The organism is Streptomyces sp. NPDC057136 (genome assembly GCF_042670885.1).
Classification (GTDB): domain Bacteria; phylum Actinomycetota; class Actinomycetes; order Streptomycetales; family Streptomycetaceae; genus Streptomyces.
In genome coordinates this window covers 36,814-54,841 of sequence record NZ_JBHUUV010000005.1, presented here as the reverse complement: position 1 = coordinate 54,841, position 18,028 = coordinate 36,814, and the positions used below count along the sequence as shown (strand labels likewise).

The window sequence follows — 18,028 nt, the reverse complement described above, 5'->3', positions numbered from 1 at the left end:
GATCGACATCCGAGGTGACGTAGGCGTGGCTCTTCCGCCCCTTACCCCTGAACAGCGCGCAGCCGCGCTCGAAAAGGCCGCCGCGGCTCGCCGGGAGCGGGCCGAGGTCAAGAATCGACTCAAGCACTCCGGCGCCTCGCTCCATGAGGTCATCAAGTCGGGCCGGGAGAACGACGTCATCGGCAAGATGAAGGTCTCCGCGCTCCTGGAGTCCCTGCCCGGTGTGGGCAAGGTCCGTGCCAAGCAGATCATGGAGCGGCTCGGCATCTCCGAGAGCCGCCGGGTGCGGGGTCTCGGCTCCAATCAGATCGCATCTCTGGAGCGTGAGTTCGGCGGCAGCGCCGCCTGAGGTTCTCAGGCACTCCTGAGAACCTGGATAATCGCTCCATGGCTGCAACATCCCGGGGGACGTCCCCCGTACCCCCGGACGTACGTCCGCGGCTGACCGTGCTCTCCGGCCCTTCGGGTGTCGGCAAGAGCACGGTCGTCGCGCATATGCGCAAGGTCCACCCCGAGGTCTGGCTCTCCGTATCGGCCACGACCCGCAAGCCCCGACCCGGCGAACGCAACGGTGTCCACTACTTCTTCGTGGAGAACGAGGAGTTCGACAAGCTCGTCGCCAACGGCGAGCTGCTGGAGTGGGCGGAGTTCGCGGGCAACCGCTACGGCACACCGCGCCGCGCCGTCCTCGACCGCCTGGAAGCGGGCGAGCCGGTGCTGCTGGAGATCGATCTCCAGGGCGCCCGGCTGGTCCGCGAGTCGATGTCCGACGCACAGCTGGTCTTCCTGGCTCCGCCGAGCTGGGACGAACTGGTGCGCCGGCTCACCGGCCGCGGGACAGAAGCACCCGACGTGATCGAGCGCAGGCTCGCGGCCGCCAAGATCGAGCTGGCCGCCGAGTCCGAGTTCGATACGACGCTTGTCAACACCTCGGTCGAGGATGTAGCACGCGAGCTGCTAGCCTTGATGCTGCAGGCTTCCGGCAACCGTGACAGCAGCGGCTGACGCCACTGACACGGAGAGCCACCAGCACGGAACCCAGCGCGATCAAAGATTCTCTTTGATCTCTACCCCCTTCGGAAGGCAGAGAGTGTCCTCTTCCATCACCACGCCCGAGGGCATCATCAACCCGCCGATTGATGAGCTCCTCGAGGCCACCGACTCGAAGTACAGCCTCGTGATCTACGCCGCCAAGCGCGCGCGTCAGATCAACGCGTACTACTCGCAGCTCGGCGAAGGTCTCCTTGAGTACGTCGGCCCGCTTGTCGACACCCACGTTCACGAGAAGCCGCTCTCGATCGCGCTCCGCGAGATCAATGCGGGTCTGCTGACCTCCGAGGCCATCGAGGGCCCCGCGCAGTAAGCAGAAACCAGCACCTTCACCACAGGCCCGGCGGTCCCACCGCCGGGCCTGTGGTGTCTTATGGGACGGTGCGTACGCAGCCGGGTGCGCCGGGATCACGAGTGCGGGGAGAGGCAGTGGACAAGCCGAAGGTCGTCCTGGGGGTCAGCGGAGGCATCGCCGCCTACAAGGCGTGCGAGTTGCTGCGCCGGCTGACCGAGTCCGGTCACGACGTCCAGGTCGTGCCGACCGAGGCGTCGCTGCACTTCGTGGGGGCCGCCACCTGGTCCGCGCTCTCCGGCCACCCCGTGTCGACCGAGGTCTGGAACGACGTCCACCAGGTGCCGCACGTCCGTACAGGACAGGCCGCCGATCTCGTCGTCGTGGCGCCCGCGACCGCCGACATGCTCGCCAGGGCCGCCCACGGCCTCGCGGACGACCTCCTCACCAACACGCTGCTCACGGCCCGCTGTCCGGTGGTCTTCGCGCCCGCCATGCACACCGAGATGTGGGAGCACCCGGCCACCCAGGAGAACGTCGCCACGCTGCGCAGGCGCGGGGCCGTCGTCATCGAGCCGGCCGTCGGCCGGCTCACCGGAGTCGACACCGGCAAGGGCCGGCTGCCCGATCCGGGCGAGATCTTCGAGGTCTGCCGGCGGATTCTCGCCAGAGGAACCGCCGCCCCCGACCTCGCCGGCCGCCACGTGGTCATCAGCGCGGGCGGCACGCGAGAGCCGCTCGACCCCGTCCGCTATCTCGGTAACCGCTCCTCCGGGAAGCAGGGCTACGCCCTGGCCCGCACCGCGGTCGCCCGGGGCGCCCGCGTCACCCTCGTCGAGGCCAACACCGGCCTGCCGGACCCGGCGGGAGCCGATGTCCTGCGGGCCGGGACCGCCGTACAGCTGCGCGAGGCCATGCTGAAGGCCGCAGCAGACGCCGACGTGGTGGTGATGGCGGCGGCCGTCGCCGACTTCCGCCCCGCGGTGTACGCGACAGGCAAGATCAAGAAGAAGGACGGGCGGGAGCCGGAGCCCGTGGCCCTGGTCCGTAACCCGGACATCCTCGCCGAAATCTCCGCCGACAGGGCCCGGCCCGGTCAGCTCGTCGTCGGATTCGCGGCCGAGACGGACAACGTGCTGGCCAACGGTCGCGAGAAGCTCCGCCGCAAGGGCTGCGACCTGCTGGTCGTCAACGAGGTGGGGGAGCGCAAGACCTTCGGCTCCGAGGAGAACGAAGCCGTCGTGCTGGCCGCGGACGGCGGCGAGACCCCGGTGCCGTACGGGCCCAAGGAGGCCCTTGCCGACACGGTCTGGGACCTGGTGGCAGCGCGTTTCGGCTAGATTCCAGGTTCCCTCTTCTGGGTGGCCGAAAATATTGGAAATTGGATGTTTATGTCGCCCAGCAGGAGGGATTGTCACACTGGTGTCATCAGTGCCGCATGTCACAGAACTCCCAAGGAGCGAGACGCGTGGCCCAACCGCCGGAAGCGACCGATAAACTGGCCGACGGAATGTGCCGGGCGCAGCTCCCGGACGTTCCATCAATGATCAGCCAGCAGCCGCTGCAACCCCAGGGAGCGATGTGTCCCGCCGTCTCTTCACCTCGGAGTCCGTCACCGAGGGTCACCCCGACAAGATCGCTGACCAGATCAGCGACACGATTCTCGATGCGCTCCTGCGCGAGGACCCTTCCTCGCGCGTCGCCGTCGAGACCTTGATCACAACTGGTCTCGTGCATGTCGCGGGTGAGGTCACGACCAAGGCCTACGCCGACATCCCCAACCTTGTACGCAACAAGGTCCTGGAGATCGGCTACGACTCCTCCAAAAAGGGCTTCGACGGCGCCTCCTGCGGCGTCTCGGTATCCATCGGCGCGCAGTCCCCGGACATCGCGCAGGGCGTCGACACGGCGTACGAGCAGCGCGTCGAGGGCGACGAGGACGAGCTCGACAAGCAGGGTGCCGGCGACCAGGGCCTCATGTTCGGCTACGCCTGCGACGAGACGCCCGAGCTGATGCCGCTCCCGATCCACATCGCGCACCGGCTCTCGCGCCGGCTGTCCGAGGTACGCAAGAACGGGACCATCCCGTACCTGCGCCCCGACGGCAAGACGCAGGTCACCATCGAGTACGACGGCGACAAGGCCGTCCGCCTCGACACGGTCGTCGTCTCCTCGCAGCACGCGTCGGACATCGACCTGGACTCGCTGCTCGCGCCGGACATCCGTGAGTTCGTCGTCGAGCACGTCCTGGCGCAGCTCATCGAGGACGGCATCAAGCTGGAGACCGAGGGCTACCGCCTCCTGGTGAACCCGACCGGCCGCTTCGAGATCGGCGGCCCGATGGGCGACGCCGGCCTCACCGGCCGCAAGATCATCATCGACACCTACGGCGGCATGGCCCGTCACGGCGGTGGCGCCTTCTCGGGCAAGGACCCGTCGAAGGTCGACCGTTCGGCGGCGTACGCGATGCGCTGGGTCGCGAAGAACGTCGTCGCGGCCGGGCTCGCCGCCCGCTGCGAGGTCCAGGTGGCCTACGCGATCGGCAAGGCCGAGCCCGTCGGTCTGTTCGTCGAGACCTTCGGTACGGCCACGATCGACACGGAGATGATCGAGCACGCGATCGGTGAGGTCTTCGACCTCCGCCCCGCCGCGATCATCCGCGACCTCGACCTGCTGCGCCCGATCTACGCCCAGACCGCGGCCTACGGCCACTTCGGCCGCGAGCTCCCCGACTTCACCTGGGAGCGCACCGACCGCGTGGAAGCACTGCGCAGGGCCGCGGGTCTGTAACGAACGCCCGCAGCCGTCTGGCTCATGCCGGGGCCCGGACACCGATCGTGGTGTCCGGGCCCCGGCGTCGTGACGCCCGGCGCCGCTGTCAGTGCCGTCTGGTAGGAATTTGGCTGTGAGCAGCGACAACGAGCGATCCGCTGAACCCGACGCCGGGGCGCCGGAGCAGCTTGCGCTGATCCGGGAGGCCGTGCGCAAGGCACAGGTGCCGCGGGCCAAGCCGCGCACCTGGCGCGGGGCCGCGCTGGCCAAGGAGCTGCCCGTCGCCCGGGTCCTGGTCAACAAGGGCGTGCTCCATCTCGACCAGTACTTCGACTACGCCGTCCCCGAGGAGCTCGACGCCGACGCCCAGCCCGGTGTCCGGGTGCGGGTGCGGTTCGGCGCGGGGGGGCGCAACGTCCGCGGCGGCCGACGCGAGGGCGGCGGGCTGATCGACGGATTCCTCATCGAGCGGCGCGCCGAATCGGACTACCAGGGGGCGCTCGCCGCCCTCGCCTACGTCGTCTCGCCCGAACCGGTGCTCGGCCCGGAGCTGCTCGCGCTCTCGAGGGCCGTCGCCGACCGGTACGCGGGCAGCCTCGCCGATGTCCTCCAGCTCGCCGTGCCGCCCAGGAACGGCAGGGCCGAGTCCAAACCGTCCCCGGAGCCCTTGCCACCGCCTGCCCCGCCGGAGCCCGGGAGCTGGGAGAGATACGGCCAGGGGCCCGCGTTTCTCCGTGCCCTGGCCGAAGGCGGAGCGCCGCGCGCCGTATGGACCGCTCTGCCGGGCCCGCACTGGCCCGAGGAGATCGCCAGGGCGGTGGCCGCCACGCTCGCCTCGGGACGGGGCGCGCTCGTCGTCGTACCGGACGGCCGGGTCGCCGCGCGGGTGGACACTGCGCTGACCGGACTGCTGGGAGAGGGGCGGCACACGCTCCTGACAGCGGACTCCGGTCCGGAGAAGCGCTACCGGCAGTGGCTCGCGGTGCGCCGCGGTTCCCTGCGGGCGGTCGTCGGGACGCGTGCCGCGATGTTCGCACCCGTCGCCGATCTCGGCCTCGTCGTGATCTGGGACGACGGCGACTCCAGCCACAGCGACGACAACGCGCCGTTCCCGCATGTCCGGGAGGTGCTGGAGCTACGGGCCGCGCACGGCAGATGCGCCTTTCTGCTCGGCGGCACGAGCTGCACCGTGGAGGCCGCCCAACTCGTCGAGACCGGCTGGGCACTGCCCCTGAGCGCGGACCGGGAGCAGCTGAGGAGCGCGGCGCCCCTCGTGCGTACCGTCGGGGACGGCGAGCTGGCGCGGGACGGCGCGGCCCGGAGTGCGCGGCTGCCCAGCCTCGCCTGGCAGACCGTCCGGGACGGACTGCGCACCGGTCCGGTCCTGGTCCAGGTGCCCCGCCGGGGTTACGCGCCCCGGCTGGCCTGTGAGCGCTGCCGGACGCCCGCGCGGTGCCGGCACTGCGCCGGGCCGCTGGAGGCCCCGGACCAGCAGGACCTCAACTGCGCCTGGTGCGGGCGCGCCGAGACGTCCTGGCACTGCGAGAGCTGCGGGTCCTTCCGGTTGCGGGCCCAGATCGTCGGGGCCCGCAGGACGGCGGAGGAGCTGGGCAGGGCCTTCCCCGCCGTGCCGGTCCGGACGTCCGGGCGTGACCACATCCTGGATTCGGTGCCGGACGCGCCCGCGTTGGTGGTCAGCACCCCGGGCGCCGAACCGGTCGCCGAGGGCGGGTACGCCGCGGCGCTGCTGCTGGACGGCTGGGCCATGCTCGGCAGACCCGACCTGCGGGCCGGTGAGGAGGCGCTGCGCCGGTGGACCTCCGCCGCCTCGCTGGTACGCGGGCAGAGCGAGGGCGGCACTGTTGTGATCGTCGCGGAGCCGACGCTGCGGGCCGTGCAGGCACTGGTGCGCTGGGACCCCGCCGGGTACGCACGGCGTGAGCTGGCGGAGCGGGCCGAGCTCGGCTTCCCGCCGGTGTCCCGGATGGCCTCCGTCACCGGTCCCGCCGAGGCGCTGGCCGCGTTCCTCGCCGCCGCCGAACTGCCGCCGGAGGCGCAGATCCTGGGACCTGTTCCGGTGCCGGCCGCCGAGCCCGGACGGCCCCGCAGGCCGTGGGACGCCCCGCCGGGCGAGACCTGGGAGCGGGCGCTGGTCCGGGTGGAGCCAGGGCGGGGAGCGGCGCTCGCCGCGGCGCTGAAGACGGCGCAGGCGGCGCGGATGGCGAAGGGCGGTGGAGACCCCGTCCGGATCAGGATCGATCCGCCGGACATCGGCTGATCCACCGGACATCGGCTGAGGAAGAGCGGAGCAGCGGCGCACATGGGACTGCCCCGCCGTGCGCACGGCACGGAGGGGCAGAGGGTGTGGCGGCGCCGTCAGCCGTTGCGTGGGCCGGGGAAGGCGCCGGGGCGCAGCTCCTCCCGCAGCGAAGGACCGGCCGTCGAGGGCTGGGGCGGCATCGAGCGGGCCGCGGGTACGGAGGGAAGGGTGGGACCGGAGGGGGTAACAGGAGCCCCAGGCATACCGGGGACCATGGCCACGGGCCGCTGCGTGGCGTTCTCGGCGGCGACGGCCCCCTCGGCCGCTGCGGGGTTGGGCGCATTGCGGCGGGCACCGTAACGGCGGTGTACCGCCTGCTTCGTGACCCCGAGGGCCGAGCCCACCGCGTCCCAGGAGAATCCGAGCGAGCGGTCGAAGTCGACCGCCGCCGTGACCAGGGTTTCGACGCTGTCCCGCAGTTCCTGGGCCAGCCGGACGGTGGGGGCCGGGGCCCTGCCGTAGACGACGAAGCCCGCTGACGGGCCGGAGCGGCGCGGACGGTAGACGTTGCCCAGCTGGGCGGTGAGGGTGCGCAGCGCGTCCACCTGCCGCCGGACCCGCTCGATGTCCCGCACCAGAAGATGCAGACTGGCCCGCGCTTGGGCGTCGTGGGTTGCGTGGTCGGCCATGAAGAAGCCTCTCGAACCGGCGATGAAAGGGATCGGGGCCACACCGAGGCGGCCCACTTCGGTCAATCTCCTTTGACCAACGCGCCACCGGGGGATGTGGTCACGCTATCGGGGCGTATGTGCATTTGCGAGGGGCGCACGGCCACGCGTACGCCCCCGGCACGGGCGCGGTTCCGGGGCAAACGAGAGGCCCTAGACTGGTGTGCTGCTCATCACCGTACGTTTCGGCCCGAGAGGCAGTCAGCCCCCATGAAGCTCGTCTTCGCAGGCACCCCAGAGGTAGCCGTACCCGCCCTGGACGTCCTGCTCGCCTCCGGCCGACATGAAGTGGCCGCCGTCGTCACCCGGCCCGACGCACCCGCAGGGCGGGGGCGCCGGCTGGTCGCCAGCCCCGTCGCCGAGCGCGCCGAGGAGGCCGGGATCGAGGTCCTCAAGCCCCTCAAGCCGAGGGACGAGGACTTCCTCGCGCGGCTGCGGGAGATCGCGCCGGACTGCTGTCCCGTCGTCGCCTACGGGGCGCTGCTGCCCAAGGCGGCGCTCGCCGTGCCCGCCCGTGGCTGGGTCAACCTCCACTTCTCGCTCCTGCCCGCATGGCGGGGCGCCGCACCCGTGCAGCACGCGGTCATGGCGGGCGACGAAGTGACCGGCGCCTCGACGTTCCTGATCGAGGAGGGGCTGGACTCCGGACCGGTGTACGGCGTCCTGACCGAGGAAGTGCGTCCCACCGACACCAGCGGCGACGTCCTGACCCGGCTCGCCTTCGCCGGTGCGGGGCTGCTCGCCGCGACCATGGACGGCATCGAGGACGGCACGCTGCACGCGGTGCCGCAGCCGGCCGACGGCATCACCCTCGCGCCCAAGATCACCGTCGAGGACGCCCAGGTGCATTGGTCCGCACCCGCGCTGCGGGTCGACCGGGTGATCCGGGGCTGCACCCCCGCCCCCGGCGCCTGGACGCTCTTCCGCGGGGAACGCCTCAAGCTGATCCAGGCCGTGCCGGTCCTCGACCGCACCGACCTGGCCCCGGGCGAGCTGTCCGCCGCCAAGAACAACGTGTACGTCGGCACCGGCTCGCACGCCGTGGAGCTGCTGTGGGTGCAGCCGCAGGGGAAGAAGCCGATGCGGGGCGCCGACTGGGCGCGCGGGGTACGGATCGTGCCGGGCGAACTGGTGGGGATGTAGCCGCGACGTACCCTGTGAGGGTTCGTCCTCTCACCATCAGCGGAGCACCTTTCTCGTGACAGACCAGCAGCGTCGCCGTCCTGCCAAGCCGCATCGCCGTCCCCAGAAGGACCCTGTCCGGTTCCTCGCCTTCGAGGCGCTGCGGGCCGTCGACGAACGCGATGCGTACGCCAACCTCGTCCTGCCTCCCCTGCTGAAGAAGGCACGGGCCAAGGGCGACTTCGACGGCAGGGACGCGGCGCTCGCGACCGAGCTGGTCTACGGGACGCTGCGCCGGCAGGGGACGTACGACGCGATCGTCGCCGCCTGCATCGACCGGCCGCTGCGCGAGGTCGACCCGCCGGTGCTGGACGTCCTCAACATGGGCGTGCACCAGCTGCTGGGCACCCGGATTCCGACCCATGCCGCCGTCTCGGCCAGCGTGGAGCTGGCCCGGGTGGTGCTGGGCGAGGGGCGCGCCAAGTTCGTCAACGCCGTACTGCGGAAGGTGACGGCGCACGACCTGGACGGCTGGGTGGAGCTGGTCGCCCCGTCGTACGAGAAGGACGCCGAGGACCATCTCTCCATCGTCCACTCGCATCCGCGATGGATCGTCTCCGCTCTATGGGACGCCCTCGGCGGCGGCCGTGCGGGCATCGAGGACCTGCTCGAAGCCGACAACGAACGGCCCGAGGTGACCCTGGTCGCCCGGCCGGGCCGCTCCACCACCGAGGAACTCCTGACCGCTCTCGGCGAGGACAACGGTCTTCCCGGCCGCTGGTCGCCCTATGCCGTACGGATGGCCGAGGGCGGCGAGCCGGGCGCTCTGACCGCCGTCCAGGACGGCCGGGCCGGAGTGCAGGACGAGGGCAGTCAGCTCGTCGCCGCCGCGCTGGCCAACGCGCCGGTGGAGGGCAGGGACAGCCGCTGGCTCGACGGCTGCGCGGGACCCGGCGGCAAGGCCGCTCTGCTGGCGGCTCTCGCGGCCGGCCGGGGCGCGGCACTGCTCGCCGCCGAGAAGCAGCCGCACCGCGCGCGGCTCGTCGAGCGCTCGCTGGCCGGCAACCCGGGCCCGTACCAGGTGATCACCGCCGACGGCACCCGTCCGCCGTGGCAGCCGGGCTCCTTCGACCGGGTCCTGATGGACGTTCCGTGCTCCGGACTGGGCGCGCTGCGCCGTCGCCCGGAAGCACGCTGGCGGCGCAAGGCGGCGGACCTCGAAAGCTTCGCTCCGCTCCAACGAGGCCTGCTGCGCGAGGCGTTGAAGGCCGTGCGGATCGGTGGAGTCGTCGGCTACGCGACTTGTTCGCCGCATCTCGCGGAGACCCGGGTCGTCGTCGACGACGTACTCAAGGGCCGCGGCGGACAGCCCTTCGAGGCCGAGTGGGTGGACGCGCGTCCCCTGATGCCGGGAGTGCCCGCGCTGGGCGAAGGACCCGACGTGCAGCTCTGGCCCCACCTGCACGGCACGGACGCGATGTACCTCGCGCTGCTGCGCCGCACCGGCTGAACCGGAGGCAAAAGAGCGGCGAAAAGCCGGGATTGCGCGAACTGTGATGATCCCGTGAGGCTTTGAGACGCACCGAGGCGGGGAAGTGGCGCGGAACGTGGCAGGCTGGGGGCATGGCCCAGATCAACCCCAGCATCCTGTCCGCCGACTTCGCGCGTCTCGCCGAGGAGGCGAAGGCCGTCGAAGGCGCCGACTGGCTCCATGTCGACGTGATGGACAACCACTTTGTGCCCAACCTGACGCTCGGCGTGCCGATCGTGGAGGCGCTGAGCAAGGCCACGGACACTCCGCTGGACTGCCATCTCATGATCGAGGACGCGGACCGCTGGGCGCCGCAGTACGTCGAGGCGGGTGCCGGTTCCGTCACCTTCCACGTGGAGGCCGCGGCGGCGCCGGTGCGGCTGGCCAGGGAGATCAGGGCGAAGGGGGCGCGCGCCTCGATGGCGCTCAAGCCCGCCACGCCCATCGAGCCGTACGAGGATCTCCTCCCCGAACTCGACATGTTGCTGATCATGACGGTGGAGCCGGGCTTCGGCGGCCAGTCGTTCCTCGACATCATGCTGCCGAAGATCCGCCGCACCCGTGAACTGATCTCGAAGCACGGTCTCGAACTGTGGCTCCAGGTGGACGGCGGAGTCTCCGCCACGACCATCGAGCGGTGCGCCGAAGCCGGCGCCGATGTGTTCGTCGCGGGCTCGGCGGTGTACGGAGCCGCGGACCCGGCCGAGGCGGTGCGGGGACTGAGGGCCCAGGCGGACGCGGCCACGGCCGCCTCCTCCTGGGCATGCAACCACTGAACCAAGGGCAGATGAACGCGGCCCGACGTGGCTGATCAAGGATCGCCGGATCTGACAGGATGAACGGCGTATCGAGCGTGTGAACAGCAGTGAGGAGATCGCGGTGTCTGGCATCTCGGCGGGTCGGTCAGCCATGCGGATGGGACCCGCGGAGCTTGTGCAGGCGGCGGCCATGGCCCGCCGGTTCTACCTCGAGGGAAAGTCGAAGATCCAGATCGCCGAGGAGTTCGGCGTCAGCCGCTTCAAGGTGGCCCGGGTTCTGGAGACCGCCCTCGAGCGTGATCTCGTACGCATCGAGATCCGGGTGCCGGCCGAACTGGACGCGGAGCGCTCCGATGCGCTCAGGGCCCGCTACGGGCTGCGCCACGCGGTCGTCGTCGAGTCCCCGGCCGAGGAGCAGGAGGACGCCCCCGACCCGGAGAACCTGGGTGAGGTCGCGGCCGACCTTCTCGGCGAACTGGTGAACGAAGGCGATGTGCTGGGCCTGGCCTGGGGCCGGTCCACCATTCATATGGCAGCAGCCCTCGACCGGCTGCCGCCCTGCACGGTCGTGCAGCTCACCGGGGTGTACGACGCGGGAACGGCCGAGCGCGGCTCGGTCGAGGCGGTCCGCCGTGCCGCACAGGTGTCCGGCGGCGAGGCGCACCCGATCTACGCGCCGATGCTGCTGCCGGACCCGGCGACGGCGGCCGCGCTGCGGCACCAGACGGGCATCGCCCGCGCCTTCGAGTACTTCGACAAGGTGACGGTCGCCGCGGTCTCCATCGGTTCCTGGGAGCCGGGCATCTCCACCGTCCACGACATGCTCTCGGACGAGGAGCGGGCCCACTACGCCTCGCTCGGCGTCGCGGCCGAGATGTCCGCGCACCTCTTCGACACCGAGGGGCGCAGGGTCGGCCGTGACCTCGGCGAGCGGTGCATCACCGTGGAGGCGGACCGGCTGCGCCGGATTCCCGAGGTGGTGGCGATCGCGGGCGGCCAGCGCAAGGCGGCGGCGATCGGCGCGGTCCTGCGGTCCGGCCTGGTCACCAGCCTGGTGACGGACACGGCCGCCGCGGACTTCCTGCTGACGGAGTCGGCGCCCGGACCCCGTCCGGCGCTGGAGCGCGCGGACCCGGACAGCGTCTGAACAGCGGGAGAGCGGGCAGACGGAAGGCCGGGCGCAGGGTGCGCCCGGCCTTCGTCGTCGCTCAGCCCTTCCGGGCGTCGCTCACACTTTCCGCGGCGCGGCCGGCGGAGAAGCCGAGGACCGTCTCCTCCAGATACTCCTCAGGCTCCTCGTACTGGCTGACGTCCGCCGGGTTGTAGCGGGGGGTGAGCCGGGACCAGTCCAGATTCCCGCGCATCCAGCTGCGCATGCCGTCCAGATACGGGACGAGCACCTCGGCCAGCTGCGGATACATCTCCAGGAGCTCGTCCTCGGCGGTGAGGAACCGCTCGGTCTCGGTGGCTATCCGGGCGCAGACGTGGTCGATGGCCTGCTGTTCCCCGTAGCCCCGGTGATGGCGGACCAGATGCACGAGGTTGTGGATCTCGCCGAGGACCTGCTCCTTCTCGAAGGAGTAGACGTCATTGGCCCAGCACACCACGTTGCACGAGGCCTCCAGCGCGGTGATGAAGCGGGGATCGTTGTGAATCGACTCCGGTGCCTCGATTCCGGCCACGATCTCTATCAGGTCCATGCAGACATGGATCGCACCGGTGTGCCGGCGCTTGGCGATGTACGTCTCCTCCGAGGGCACCACGCCGTCGGCCCGGTTGCCGGCCTCCCAGCTGGTGGCCGTCGTCAGATACGTGGTGAGGTGCCAGGCGAAGCGTCTGCGCCAGTGTGCGGCCATGCCGGGAATCGTTCGCGCCCACAGATCCTCCAGGGCGACGACGGCGGCCGGGAGCTCCGCGTCCGGTACGGGGGCGGTGTCCATGCCGTCGACCACGGCCAGCATCCGGGCGACCACGTCGCGTACACGTTCCGGATCGCGGCCGAGCTGGCCGTCGTCGAGCTGGTCGTCGACGAGGAACAGCCAGACGAACCAGTCGGCCACCAGATCGAGGTGCTCGCCGCCCGCCGTCGGATAGACCATGCCGACGAAGGATCCGAAGTCGGCTTGTTCGAATCTGGCTCTCGCGGAGGCCCTGTGCACGAGTCCGGTCAGGCGTGTCCAGGTGTCGAGGTGCTCACGGGTCTGCCCGACGTGCGGACTGGTCCGCTGGGGGAACGGGCAGTAGATGTCCGGCAGTTCGCTCTCCACGGGCGAGTCTGAATCCTCTCCGGTCAAACACGCGACAGGTGTTCCGGCTGTTGATCGTCGGCGCTGCGTTGCCTCTGAGACCTGCGGATTTGAAGCTACCTGACCCCCTGTCACCGGGTCCAGGGATGGTGATCACGAATGGTTCGAATGCCGTTCGGGTAAGGTCTGTGGGTAAGGCAGGTTCCACTTGCCCGGCCCTCCCGAACTCCTCCTTGGAGGAACAGACGAACGCGGGGGTCTTTTGCTGTGTCTTCGTGGAAACGACCTGCACCGTTTCGTATGAAAAAATGAGTGTTATGCGTTTTCTTGAGCCGGGCACCGGTCGCTACACAGAGTCCCCCTCGGTCCCGTACGACCTCACGTACGACGATGTCTTCATGGTTCCCGGACGCTCCGCGGTCGGGTCCCGGCAGGGTGTGGATCTCTCCTCGCCCGACGGCACAGGCACCACCATCCCGCTCGTCGTCGCCAACATGACCGCGATCGCGGGCCGCCGAATGGCCGAAACCATCGCCCGCCGCGGTGGCCTCGTCGTCATCCCCCAGGACATCCCGATCGAGGTCGTGACCGAGGTCATCAGCTGGGTCAAGACCCGCCACCTCGTGCTGGACACCCCGATCGTGCTGGCCCCGGGGCAGACCGTCGCGGACGCCCTCTCCCTGCTGCACAAGCGCGCCCACGGCGCGGGCGTCGTCATCGACGACGAGTACCGCCCCATCGGTGTCGTCACCGAGCACGACCTGACCGGCGTCGACCGCTTCACCCAGCTCACCGAGGTCATGTCGAAGGACCTGGTCCTGCTCGACGCGGACATCGACCCGCGCGACGCCTTCAACAAGCTCGACGGCGCCAACCGCAAGCTCGCCCCCGCCGTGGACGCGGAGGGCAGGCTCGTCGGCATCCTCACCCGTAAGGCCGCACTGCGCGCGACTCTTTACACCCCCGCCACCGATGCGGCGGGCAAGCTGCGCGTCGCCGCCGCCGTCGGCATCAATGGCGACGTCGCGAGCAAGGCCAAGCAGCTGCTCGACGCGGGCGCCGACACGCTCGTCGTCGACACCGCGCACGGCCACCAGGAATCCATGATCGCCGCGGTGCGGGCCGTCCGGGCGCTCGACCCCCAGGTCCCGATCGTCGCGGGCAACATCGTGGCCGCCGAGGGTGTGCGCGACCTGATCGAGGCCGGCGCGGACATCATCAAGGTCGGTGTCGGACCCGGCGCCATGTGCACCACCCGGATGATGACCGGTGTGGGCAGGCCCCAGTTCTCCGCCGTTCTGGAGTGCGCGGCCGAGGCGAAGAAGTACGGCAAGCACGTCTGGGCCGACGGCGGTGTCCGTCACCCGCGCGATGTCGCGATGGCACTCGCCGCGGGCGCGTCCAACGTGATGATCGGCTCCTGGTTCGCCGGTACGTACGAGTCGCCGGGCGACCTCCAGCAGTCCGCCGACGGGCGCTTCTACAAGGAGTCCTTCGGTATGGCGTCGGCGCGTGCGGTGAAGAACCGTACGTCGGAGGAGTCCGCGTACGACCGCGCACGCAAGGCGCTGTTCGAGGAGGGCATCTCCACGTCGCGGATGTTCCTGGACCCGACCCGGCCCGGCGTCGAGGACCTGATCGACTCGATCATCGCCGGCGTCCGCTCCTCCTGCACCTACGCGGGCGCGGCCTCCCTGGAGGAGTTCGCGGAGAAGGCGGTCGTCGGCGTGCAGAGCGCCGCCGGATACGCCGAGGGCAAGCCGCTGCACGCCAGCTGGAGTTGATCCCGCCCCGTCCGTAACAGCTGAGCCCCTTCCGGTGATTGATGCCGGGAGGGGCTTTTGCGTTGGGCTCGTCCGGTGGCCGGGGCGCTCCGGTGCTGCCCCTGAGAGCGCTTCAACTCGGTTGAAAATTAAGTAATATGAAGCGCAATCAGCTGCCCGCCTCTCTGCGGTAAGGGATCTCATGTCCTTCTTCACTGACCTGGCCCATCAGTACATCGACGGCGAGTGGAGGCCGGGGAAGGGGTCGTGGGACATCATCGACTTCAACCCGTACAACGGGGAGAAGCTCGCGTCGATCCAGGTCGCCACGGCCGACGAGGTGGACCAGGCATACCGTGCGGCCGAGCGGGCCCAGCAGGCGTGGGCGGACACCAACCCGTACGCCAGGCGGGGTGTGCTGGAGAAGGCGCTGCGGATCGTCGAGGAGCGCGAGCCGGAGATCAGTGAGGCGATCGTCGCCGAGCTGGGCGGCACGCGGCTCAAGGCGGGCTTCGAGATCCACCTGGCCAAGGAGTTCCTGCGCGAGGCGATACAGCTCGCGCTCCGGCCCTCCGGGCAGATACTTCCCTCGCCGACCGAGGGCAAGGAGAACCGGGTCTACCGGGTGCCCGTCGGCGTCGTGGGTGTCATCAGCCCCTTCAACTTCCCCTTCCTGCTGTCGCTCAAGTCGGTCGCGCCCGCGCTGGCCCTCGGTAACGCCGTGGTCCTCAAGCCGCACCAGAACACCCCGATCTGTGGCGGCACCCTGCTGGCCAGGGTGTTCGAGGACGCGGGTCTGCCCGCCGGTCTCCTGAACGTCGTGGTCACCGACATCGCCGAGATCGGCGACACGCTGCTGGAGCACCCTGTCCCGCAGGTCATCTCCTTCACCGGCTCGGACAAGGTGGGCCGGCACGTCGCGACCGTCTGTGCGGCGAACCTGAAGCGCGCCGTGCTCGAACTGGGCGGCAACAGCGCGCTCATCGTGCTCGACGACGCCGATGTGGACTACGCCGTCGACGCGGCCGTCTTCAGCCGGTACATCCACCAGGGCCAGGTCTGCATGGCGGCCAACCGGATTCTGGTCGACCGGGCGGTGGAGAAGGAGTTCACCGAGAAGTTCGTTGCCAAGGTGGCCTCGCTGCGGGTCGGTGACCCGGCCGACCCGGCGACCCAGATCGGCCCGCTGATCAACTCCTCGCAGGCCGAAGCGGTGTCCAAGCTGGTGGACCAGACCGTCGAGGCCGGCGCGACGGCGCTGCTGCACGGCCGGGCCGACGGCAATGTGGTGAGCCCGTCCGTGCTCACCGGGCTGGCCGCCGACTCGCCCGTCCTGCACCAGGAGATCTTCGGCCCCGTCGCGCTGCTGGTGCCGTTCGACGGCGAGGACGAGGCGGTACGCATCGCCAACGACACCCCGTACGGGCTGAGCGGCGCCGTGCACACCGGCAATATCGAGCGCGGTGTGCGGGTCGGGCAGCGCATCCACACCGGGATGATCCACATCAACGACGGCACGGTCCATGACGAGCCCATCGTCCCGTTCGGCGGCGAGAAGGCGTCGGGGCTGGGGCGGCTGAACGGTGAGTCGATGATCGAGGCGTTCACCACCCAGAAGTGGATCTCGGTGCAGCACGGGCGCTCGCAGTTCCCGTTCTGACCGGTCGGTGGCCGTGAGCGCGCCGCGGGTGGGTGCGCGTGGTCTACTTCGGGGGCGGCGGCAGTGCCGTCGCCTCCGAACCGGCCCGCAGAGAAGTGAACCGCCCGAAGTGCGCCTGAACGACCTCGACGAACGCATCGTCCACGCCCTCGCCGAAGACGCCCGGCGCTCCTACGCCGATATCGGCGCGCTGGTCGGGCTGTCCGCCCCCGCCGTGAAACGCCGCGTCGACCGGCTGCGTGCGGAGGGGGCGATCACGGGGTTCACCGTGCGAGTGGACCCGGCGGCCCTTGGCTGGGAGACCGAGGGGTTCATCGAGATCTACTGCAGCCGTAATACGTCGCCGGAGGCGATCAGGCGGGGGCTCGCGGTGTATCCGGAGGTCGCGTCGGCTTCGACGGTCACGGGGGAGGCGGATGCGATCGTGCAGGTCTTCGCTGCGGATATGCGGCACTTCGAGCAGGTGCTGGAGCGGATTGCGGGCGAGCCGTATGTGGAGCGGACGAAGTCCGTGCTTGTGCTGTCGCCGTTGTTGCGGCGGTATTCGGCGGGGTTGCCGCCGGCGTGAGCCGGGTGCGTGTGGTGGGCGTCTTGTCCTCAATCGCCGGACGGGCTTGATCGGGCCGGGTTCGTGGCGGCGGCCGGCTGGAGCTGTGCCGGGTCCTCGGGCGAGGGTTCCGTCCTCAAACGCCGGACGGGCTTGAGTTTGGCGAGGGTTTCGTCCTTGGGTGCCGGGCGGGCTTGAGTTTCGGTGAGGGCTTTGTCCTTGGTGCCGGACGGGCTGGAGTTCGGTGATGTGGCCGTGCTCGGGCGCCGGGTGGGCTTGATGTGGCTGAGACCCAGATCACCCTTCTGACCTGGGAAGACGTCCGGCGCAATGAATCGCCGTCCTGAGGTCGGCGGGCGCAATGGATCGTCGTGGGGGCGCAATGGTCGCGCCTTGTCCGGGGGGATCGGCGGGCCGTACCGTCAATACGTCTCCCCACCCTGCCCGCACCGCCCGAGGTCAGCCATGCCGTCGTTGCGTACCGCCCTGCTCCAGAGTTCCGGTCGGCCCGGTGCCGTGGACGAGAATCTCAAGGTTCTCGACGAGGCCGCCGGGCGTGCCGCCGGGGCCGGGGTGCAGCTGCTCGTCTGTCCCGAGATGTTCCTGACCGGCTACGCCATCGGCGACGCCGTCCCCCGGCTCGCGGAGGCCTCCGACGGACCCGGTGCGCAGGCCGTCGCCGACATCGCCGTACGGCACGGGCTCGCGGTGCTGTACGGCTACCCGGAGCGCTCCGGGGAGCAGATCTTCAACGCGGCGCAGCTCATCGGGCCGGACGGGGCCGCGCTCGCGAACTACCGCAAGACCCATCTCTTCGGCTGCTTCGAGCAGGAGTGGTTCACCCCCGGTGAGCAGCCCGTGGTGCAGGCCGAGCTCGGTGGCGTACGCATCGGCCTGCTGATCTGTTACGACGTCGAGTTCCCGGAGAACGTCCGGGCGCACGCCCTCGCGGGCACCGGTCTGCTGCTGGTGCCGACCGCGCAGATGCACCCCTTCCAGTTCGTCGCCGAGTCCGTCGTACCGGTACGTGCCTTCGAGAGTCAGATGTATGTGGCGTACGTCAACAGGACAGGCCAGGAAGGCGAGTTCGAGTTCGTCGGCCTGAGCTGTCTGGCCGGGCCCGACGGTGTCGTGCGGGTCCGTGCCGGCCGTGGCGAGGAGCTCGTCATCGGCGAGGTCGACCCCGAGGTGCTGACCGTGTCGCGTGCCGCCAACCCGTATCTGATCGACCGCCGCCCGGGACTCTACGGCTCCCTCGTCTGAGTACGCCCGCCCCCGTTCCACTGTTTCGCGCAAGGA

General features: G+C 70.3%; 16 protein-coding genes. 14 read left to right on the top strand and 2 right to left on the bottom strand.

The window, feature by feature from the left end; genetic code table 11:
• The first annotated feature begins 25 nt into the window (after positions 1 to 25).
• The 6 genes from ACFT7S_RS08360 (at position 26) to ACFT7S_RS08335 (ending at position 6,392) form a co-directional block, all read left to right on the top strand.
• The gene (locus ACFT7S_RS08360; RefSeq protein WP_056787057.1) at positions 26 to 349 is read left to right on the top strand and encodes an integration host factor; all 324 of its coding nucleotides are present in this window, start codon (positions 26 to 28) and stop codon (positions 347 to 349) included.
• Between the two features lie 38 nt (positions 350 to 387).
• Positions 388 to 1,005 (top strand): guanylate kinase, encoded by a 618-nt coding sequence (gmk, locus tag ACFT7S_RS08355; RefSeq protein ID WP_382728702.1) that lies wholly within the window; start codon positions 388 to 390, stop codon positions 1,003 to 1,005.
• Between the two features lie 85 nt (positions 1,006 to 1,090).
• Positions 1,091 to 1,363, top strand: a complete 273-nt coding sequence (rpoZ, locus tag ACFT7S_RS08350) for a DNA-directed RNA polymerase subunit omega (RefSeq protein WP_003970369.1) — start codon at positions 1,091 to 1,093, stop codon at positions 1,361 to 1,363.
• A 116-nt stretch (positions 1,364 to 1,479) separates the two neighbouring features.
• Complete coding sequence (coaBC, locus tag ACFT7S_RS08345; RefSeq protein ID WP_382728699.1) at positions 1,480 to 2,682, top strand: bifunctional phosphopantothenoylcysteine decarboxylase/phosphopantothenate--cysteine ligase CoaBC; 1,203 nt, start codon at positions 1,480 to 1,482, stop codon at positions 2,680 to 2,682.
• A gap of 241 nt (positions 2,683 to 2,923) precedes the next feature.
• Entirely contained in the window at positions 2,924 to 4,132 is a 1,209-nt protein-coding gene (gene metK / locus ACFT7S_RS08340; protein ID WP_382728698.1) for a methionine adenosyltransferase, read from the top strand.
• 115 nt (positions 4,133 to 4,247) lie between these two features.
• Positions 4,248 to 6,392 carry a primosomal protein N' gene (locus ACFT7S_RS08335; protein WP_382728695.1) on the top strand — a complete coding sequence of 715 codons (2,145 nt, stop codon included), beginning with the start codon at positions 4,248 to 4,250 and terminating at the stop codon, positions 6,390 to 6,392.
• A gap of 98 nt (positions 6,393 to 6,490) precedes the next feature.
• Here the strand turns inward: ACFT7S_RS08335 and ACFT7S_RS08330 are convergent, their stop codons facing one another.
• Positions 6,491 to 7,063 carry a hypothetical protein gene (locus tag ACFT7S_RS08330; RefSeq protein WP_382728692.1) on the bottom strand — a complete coding sequence of 191 codons (573 nt, stop codon included), beginning with the start codon at positions 7,061 to 7,063 and terminating at the stop codon, positions 6,491 to 6,493.
• 249 nt (positions 7,064 to 7,312) lie between these two features.
• Here ACFT7S_RS08330 and fmt point away from each other — a divergent pair, with 249 nt between their 5' ends.
• From fmt to ACFT7S_RS08310, 4 genes are all read left to right on the top strand, one after another.
• A complete protein-coding gene (fmt, locus tag ACFT7S_RS08325; protein ID WP_382728690.1) occupies positions 7,313 to 8,245 on the top strand; it encodes a methionyl-tRNA formyltransferase in 933 nt (310 codons plus the stop codon).
• A 55-nt stretch (positions 8,246 to 8,300) separates the two neighbouring features.
• Complete coding sequence (locus tag ACFT7S_RS08320; RefSeq protein WP_382728688.1) at positions 8,301 to 9,734, top strand: RsmB/NOP family class I SAM-dependent RNA methyltransferase; 1,434 nt, start codon at positions 8,301 to 8,303, stop codon at positions 9,732 to 9,734.
• Between the two features lie 113 nt (positions 9,735 to 9,847).
• A complete protein-coding gene (rpe, locus tag ACFT7S_RS08315; protein ID WP_382728685.1) occupies positions 9,848 to 10,531 on the top strand; it encodes a ribulose-phosphate 3-epimerase in 684 nt (227 codons plus the stop codon).
• Between the two features lie 79 nt (positions 10,532 to 10,610).
• Positions 10,611 to 11,660: a sugar-binding transcriptional regulator gene (locus tag ACFT7S_RS08310; RefSeq protein ID WP_382728683.1), complete on the top strand. Its 1,050-nt coding sequence runs from the start codon at positions 10,611 to 10,613 to the stop codon at positions 11,658 to 11,660.
• A gap of 61 nt (positions 11,661 to 11,721) precedes the next feature.
• Here the strand turns inward: ACFT7S_RS08310 and ACFT7S_RS08305 are convergent, their stop codons facing one another.
• Positions 11,722 to 12,780: a terpene cyclase gene (locus ACFT7S_RS08305; RefSeq protein WP_382728680.1), complete on the bottom strand. Its 1,059-nt coding sequence runs from the start codon at positions 12,778 to 12,780 to the stop codon at positions 11,722 to 11,724.
• A gap of 296 nt (positions 12,781 to 13,076) precedes the next feature.
• Here ACFT7S_RS08305 and ACFT7S_RS08300 point away from each other — a divergent pair, with 296 nt between their 5' ends.
• From ACFT7S_RS08300 to ACFT7S_RS08285, 4 genes are all read left to right on the top strand, one after another.
• Complete coding sequence (locus ACFT7S_RS08300) at positions 13,077 to 14,543, top strand: GuaB1 family IMP dehydrogenase-related protein (protein WP_382728677.1); 1,467 nt, start codon at positions 13,077 to 13,079, stop codon at positions 14,541 to 14,543.
• A gap of 181 nt (positions 14,544 to 14,724) precedes the next feature.
• On the top strand, positions 14,725 to 16,182 hold the full coding sequence (locus tag ACFT7S_RS08295) for an aldehyde dehydrogenase family protein (RefSeq protein WP_382728675.1): 1,458 nt from the start codon (positions 14,725 to 14,727) through the stop codon (positions 16,180 to 16,182).
• 109 nt (positions 16,183 to 16,291) lie between these two features.
• Positions 16,292 to 16,750 (top strand): Lrp/AsnC family transcriptional regulator, encoded by a 459-nt coding sequence (locus ACFT7S_RS08290; protein ID WP_382728672.1) that lies wholly within the window; start codon positions 16,292 to 16,294, stop codon positions 16,748 to 16,750.
• A gap of 444 nt (positions 16,751 to 17,194) precedes the next feature.
• Positions 17,195 to 17,992, top strand: a complete 798-nt coding sequence (locus tag ACFT7S_RS08285; protein ID WP_382728669.1) for a carbon-nitrogen hydrolase family protein — start codon at positions 17,195 to 17,197, stop codon at positions 17,990 to 17,992.
• The last annotated feature ends 36 nt before the right edge of the window (positions 17,993 to 18,028 follow it).

Excerpts from the sequence above, each read along its gene's own strand:
- ACFT7S_RS08330 (WP_382728692.1), bottom strand. The coding sequence starts at position 7,063 with ATGGCCGACCACGCAACCCACGACGCCCAAGCGCGGGCCAGTCTGCAT.
- ACFT7S_RS08300 (WP_382728677.1), top strand. The coding sequence starts at position 13,077 with ATGCGTTTTCTTGAGCCGGGCACCGGTCGCTACACAGAGTCCCCCTCG.
- rpe (WP_382728685.1), top strand. The coding sequence starts at position 9,848 with ATGGCCCAGATCAACCCCAGCATCCTGTCCGCCGACTTCGCGCGTCTC.
- gmk (WP_382728702.1), top strand. The coding sequence starts at position 388 with ATGGCTGCAACATCCCGGGGGACGTCCCCCGTACCCCCGGACGTACGT.
- ACFT7S_RS08295 (WP_382728675.1), top strand. The coding sequence starts at position 14,725 with ATGTCCTTCTTCACTGACCTGGCCCATCAGTACATCGACGGCGAGTGG.
- ACFT7S_RS08285 (WP_382728669.1), top strand. The coding sequence starts at position 17,195 with ATGCCGTCGTTGCGTACCGCCCTGCTCCAGAGTTCCGGTCGGCCCGGT.
- fmt (WP_382728690.1), top strand. The coding sequence starts at position 7,313 with ATGAAGCTCGTCTTCGCAGGCACCCCAGAGGTAGCCGTACCCGCCCTG.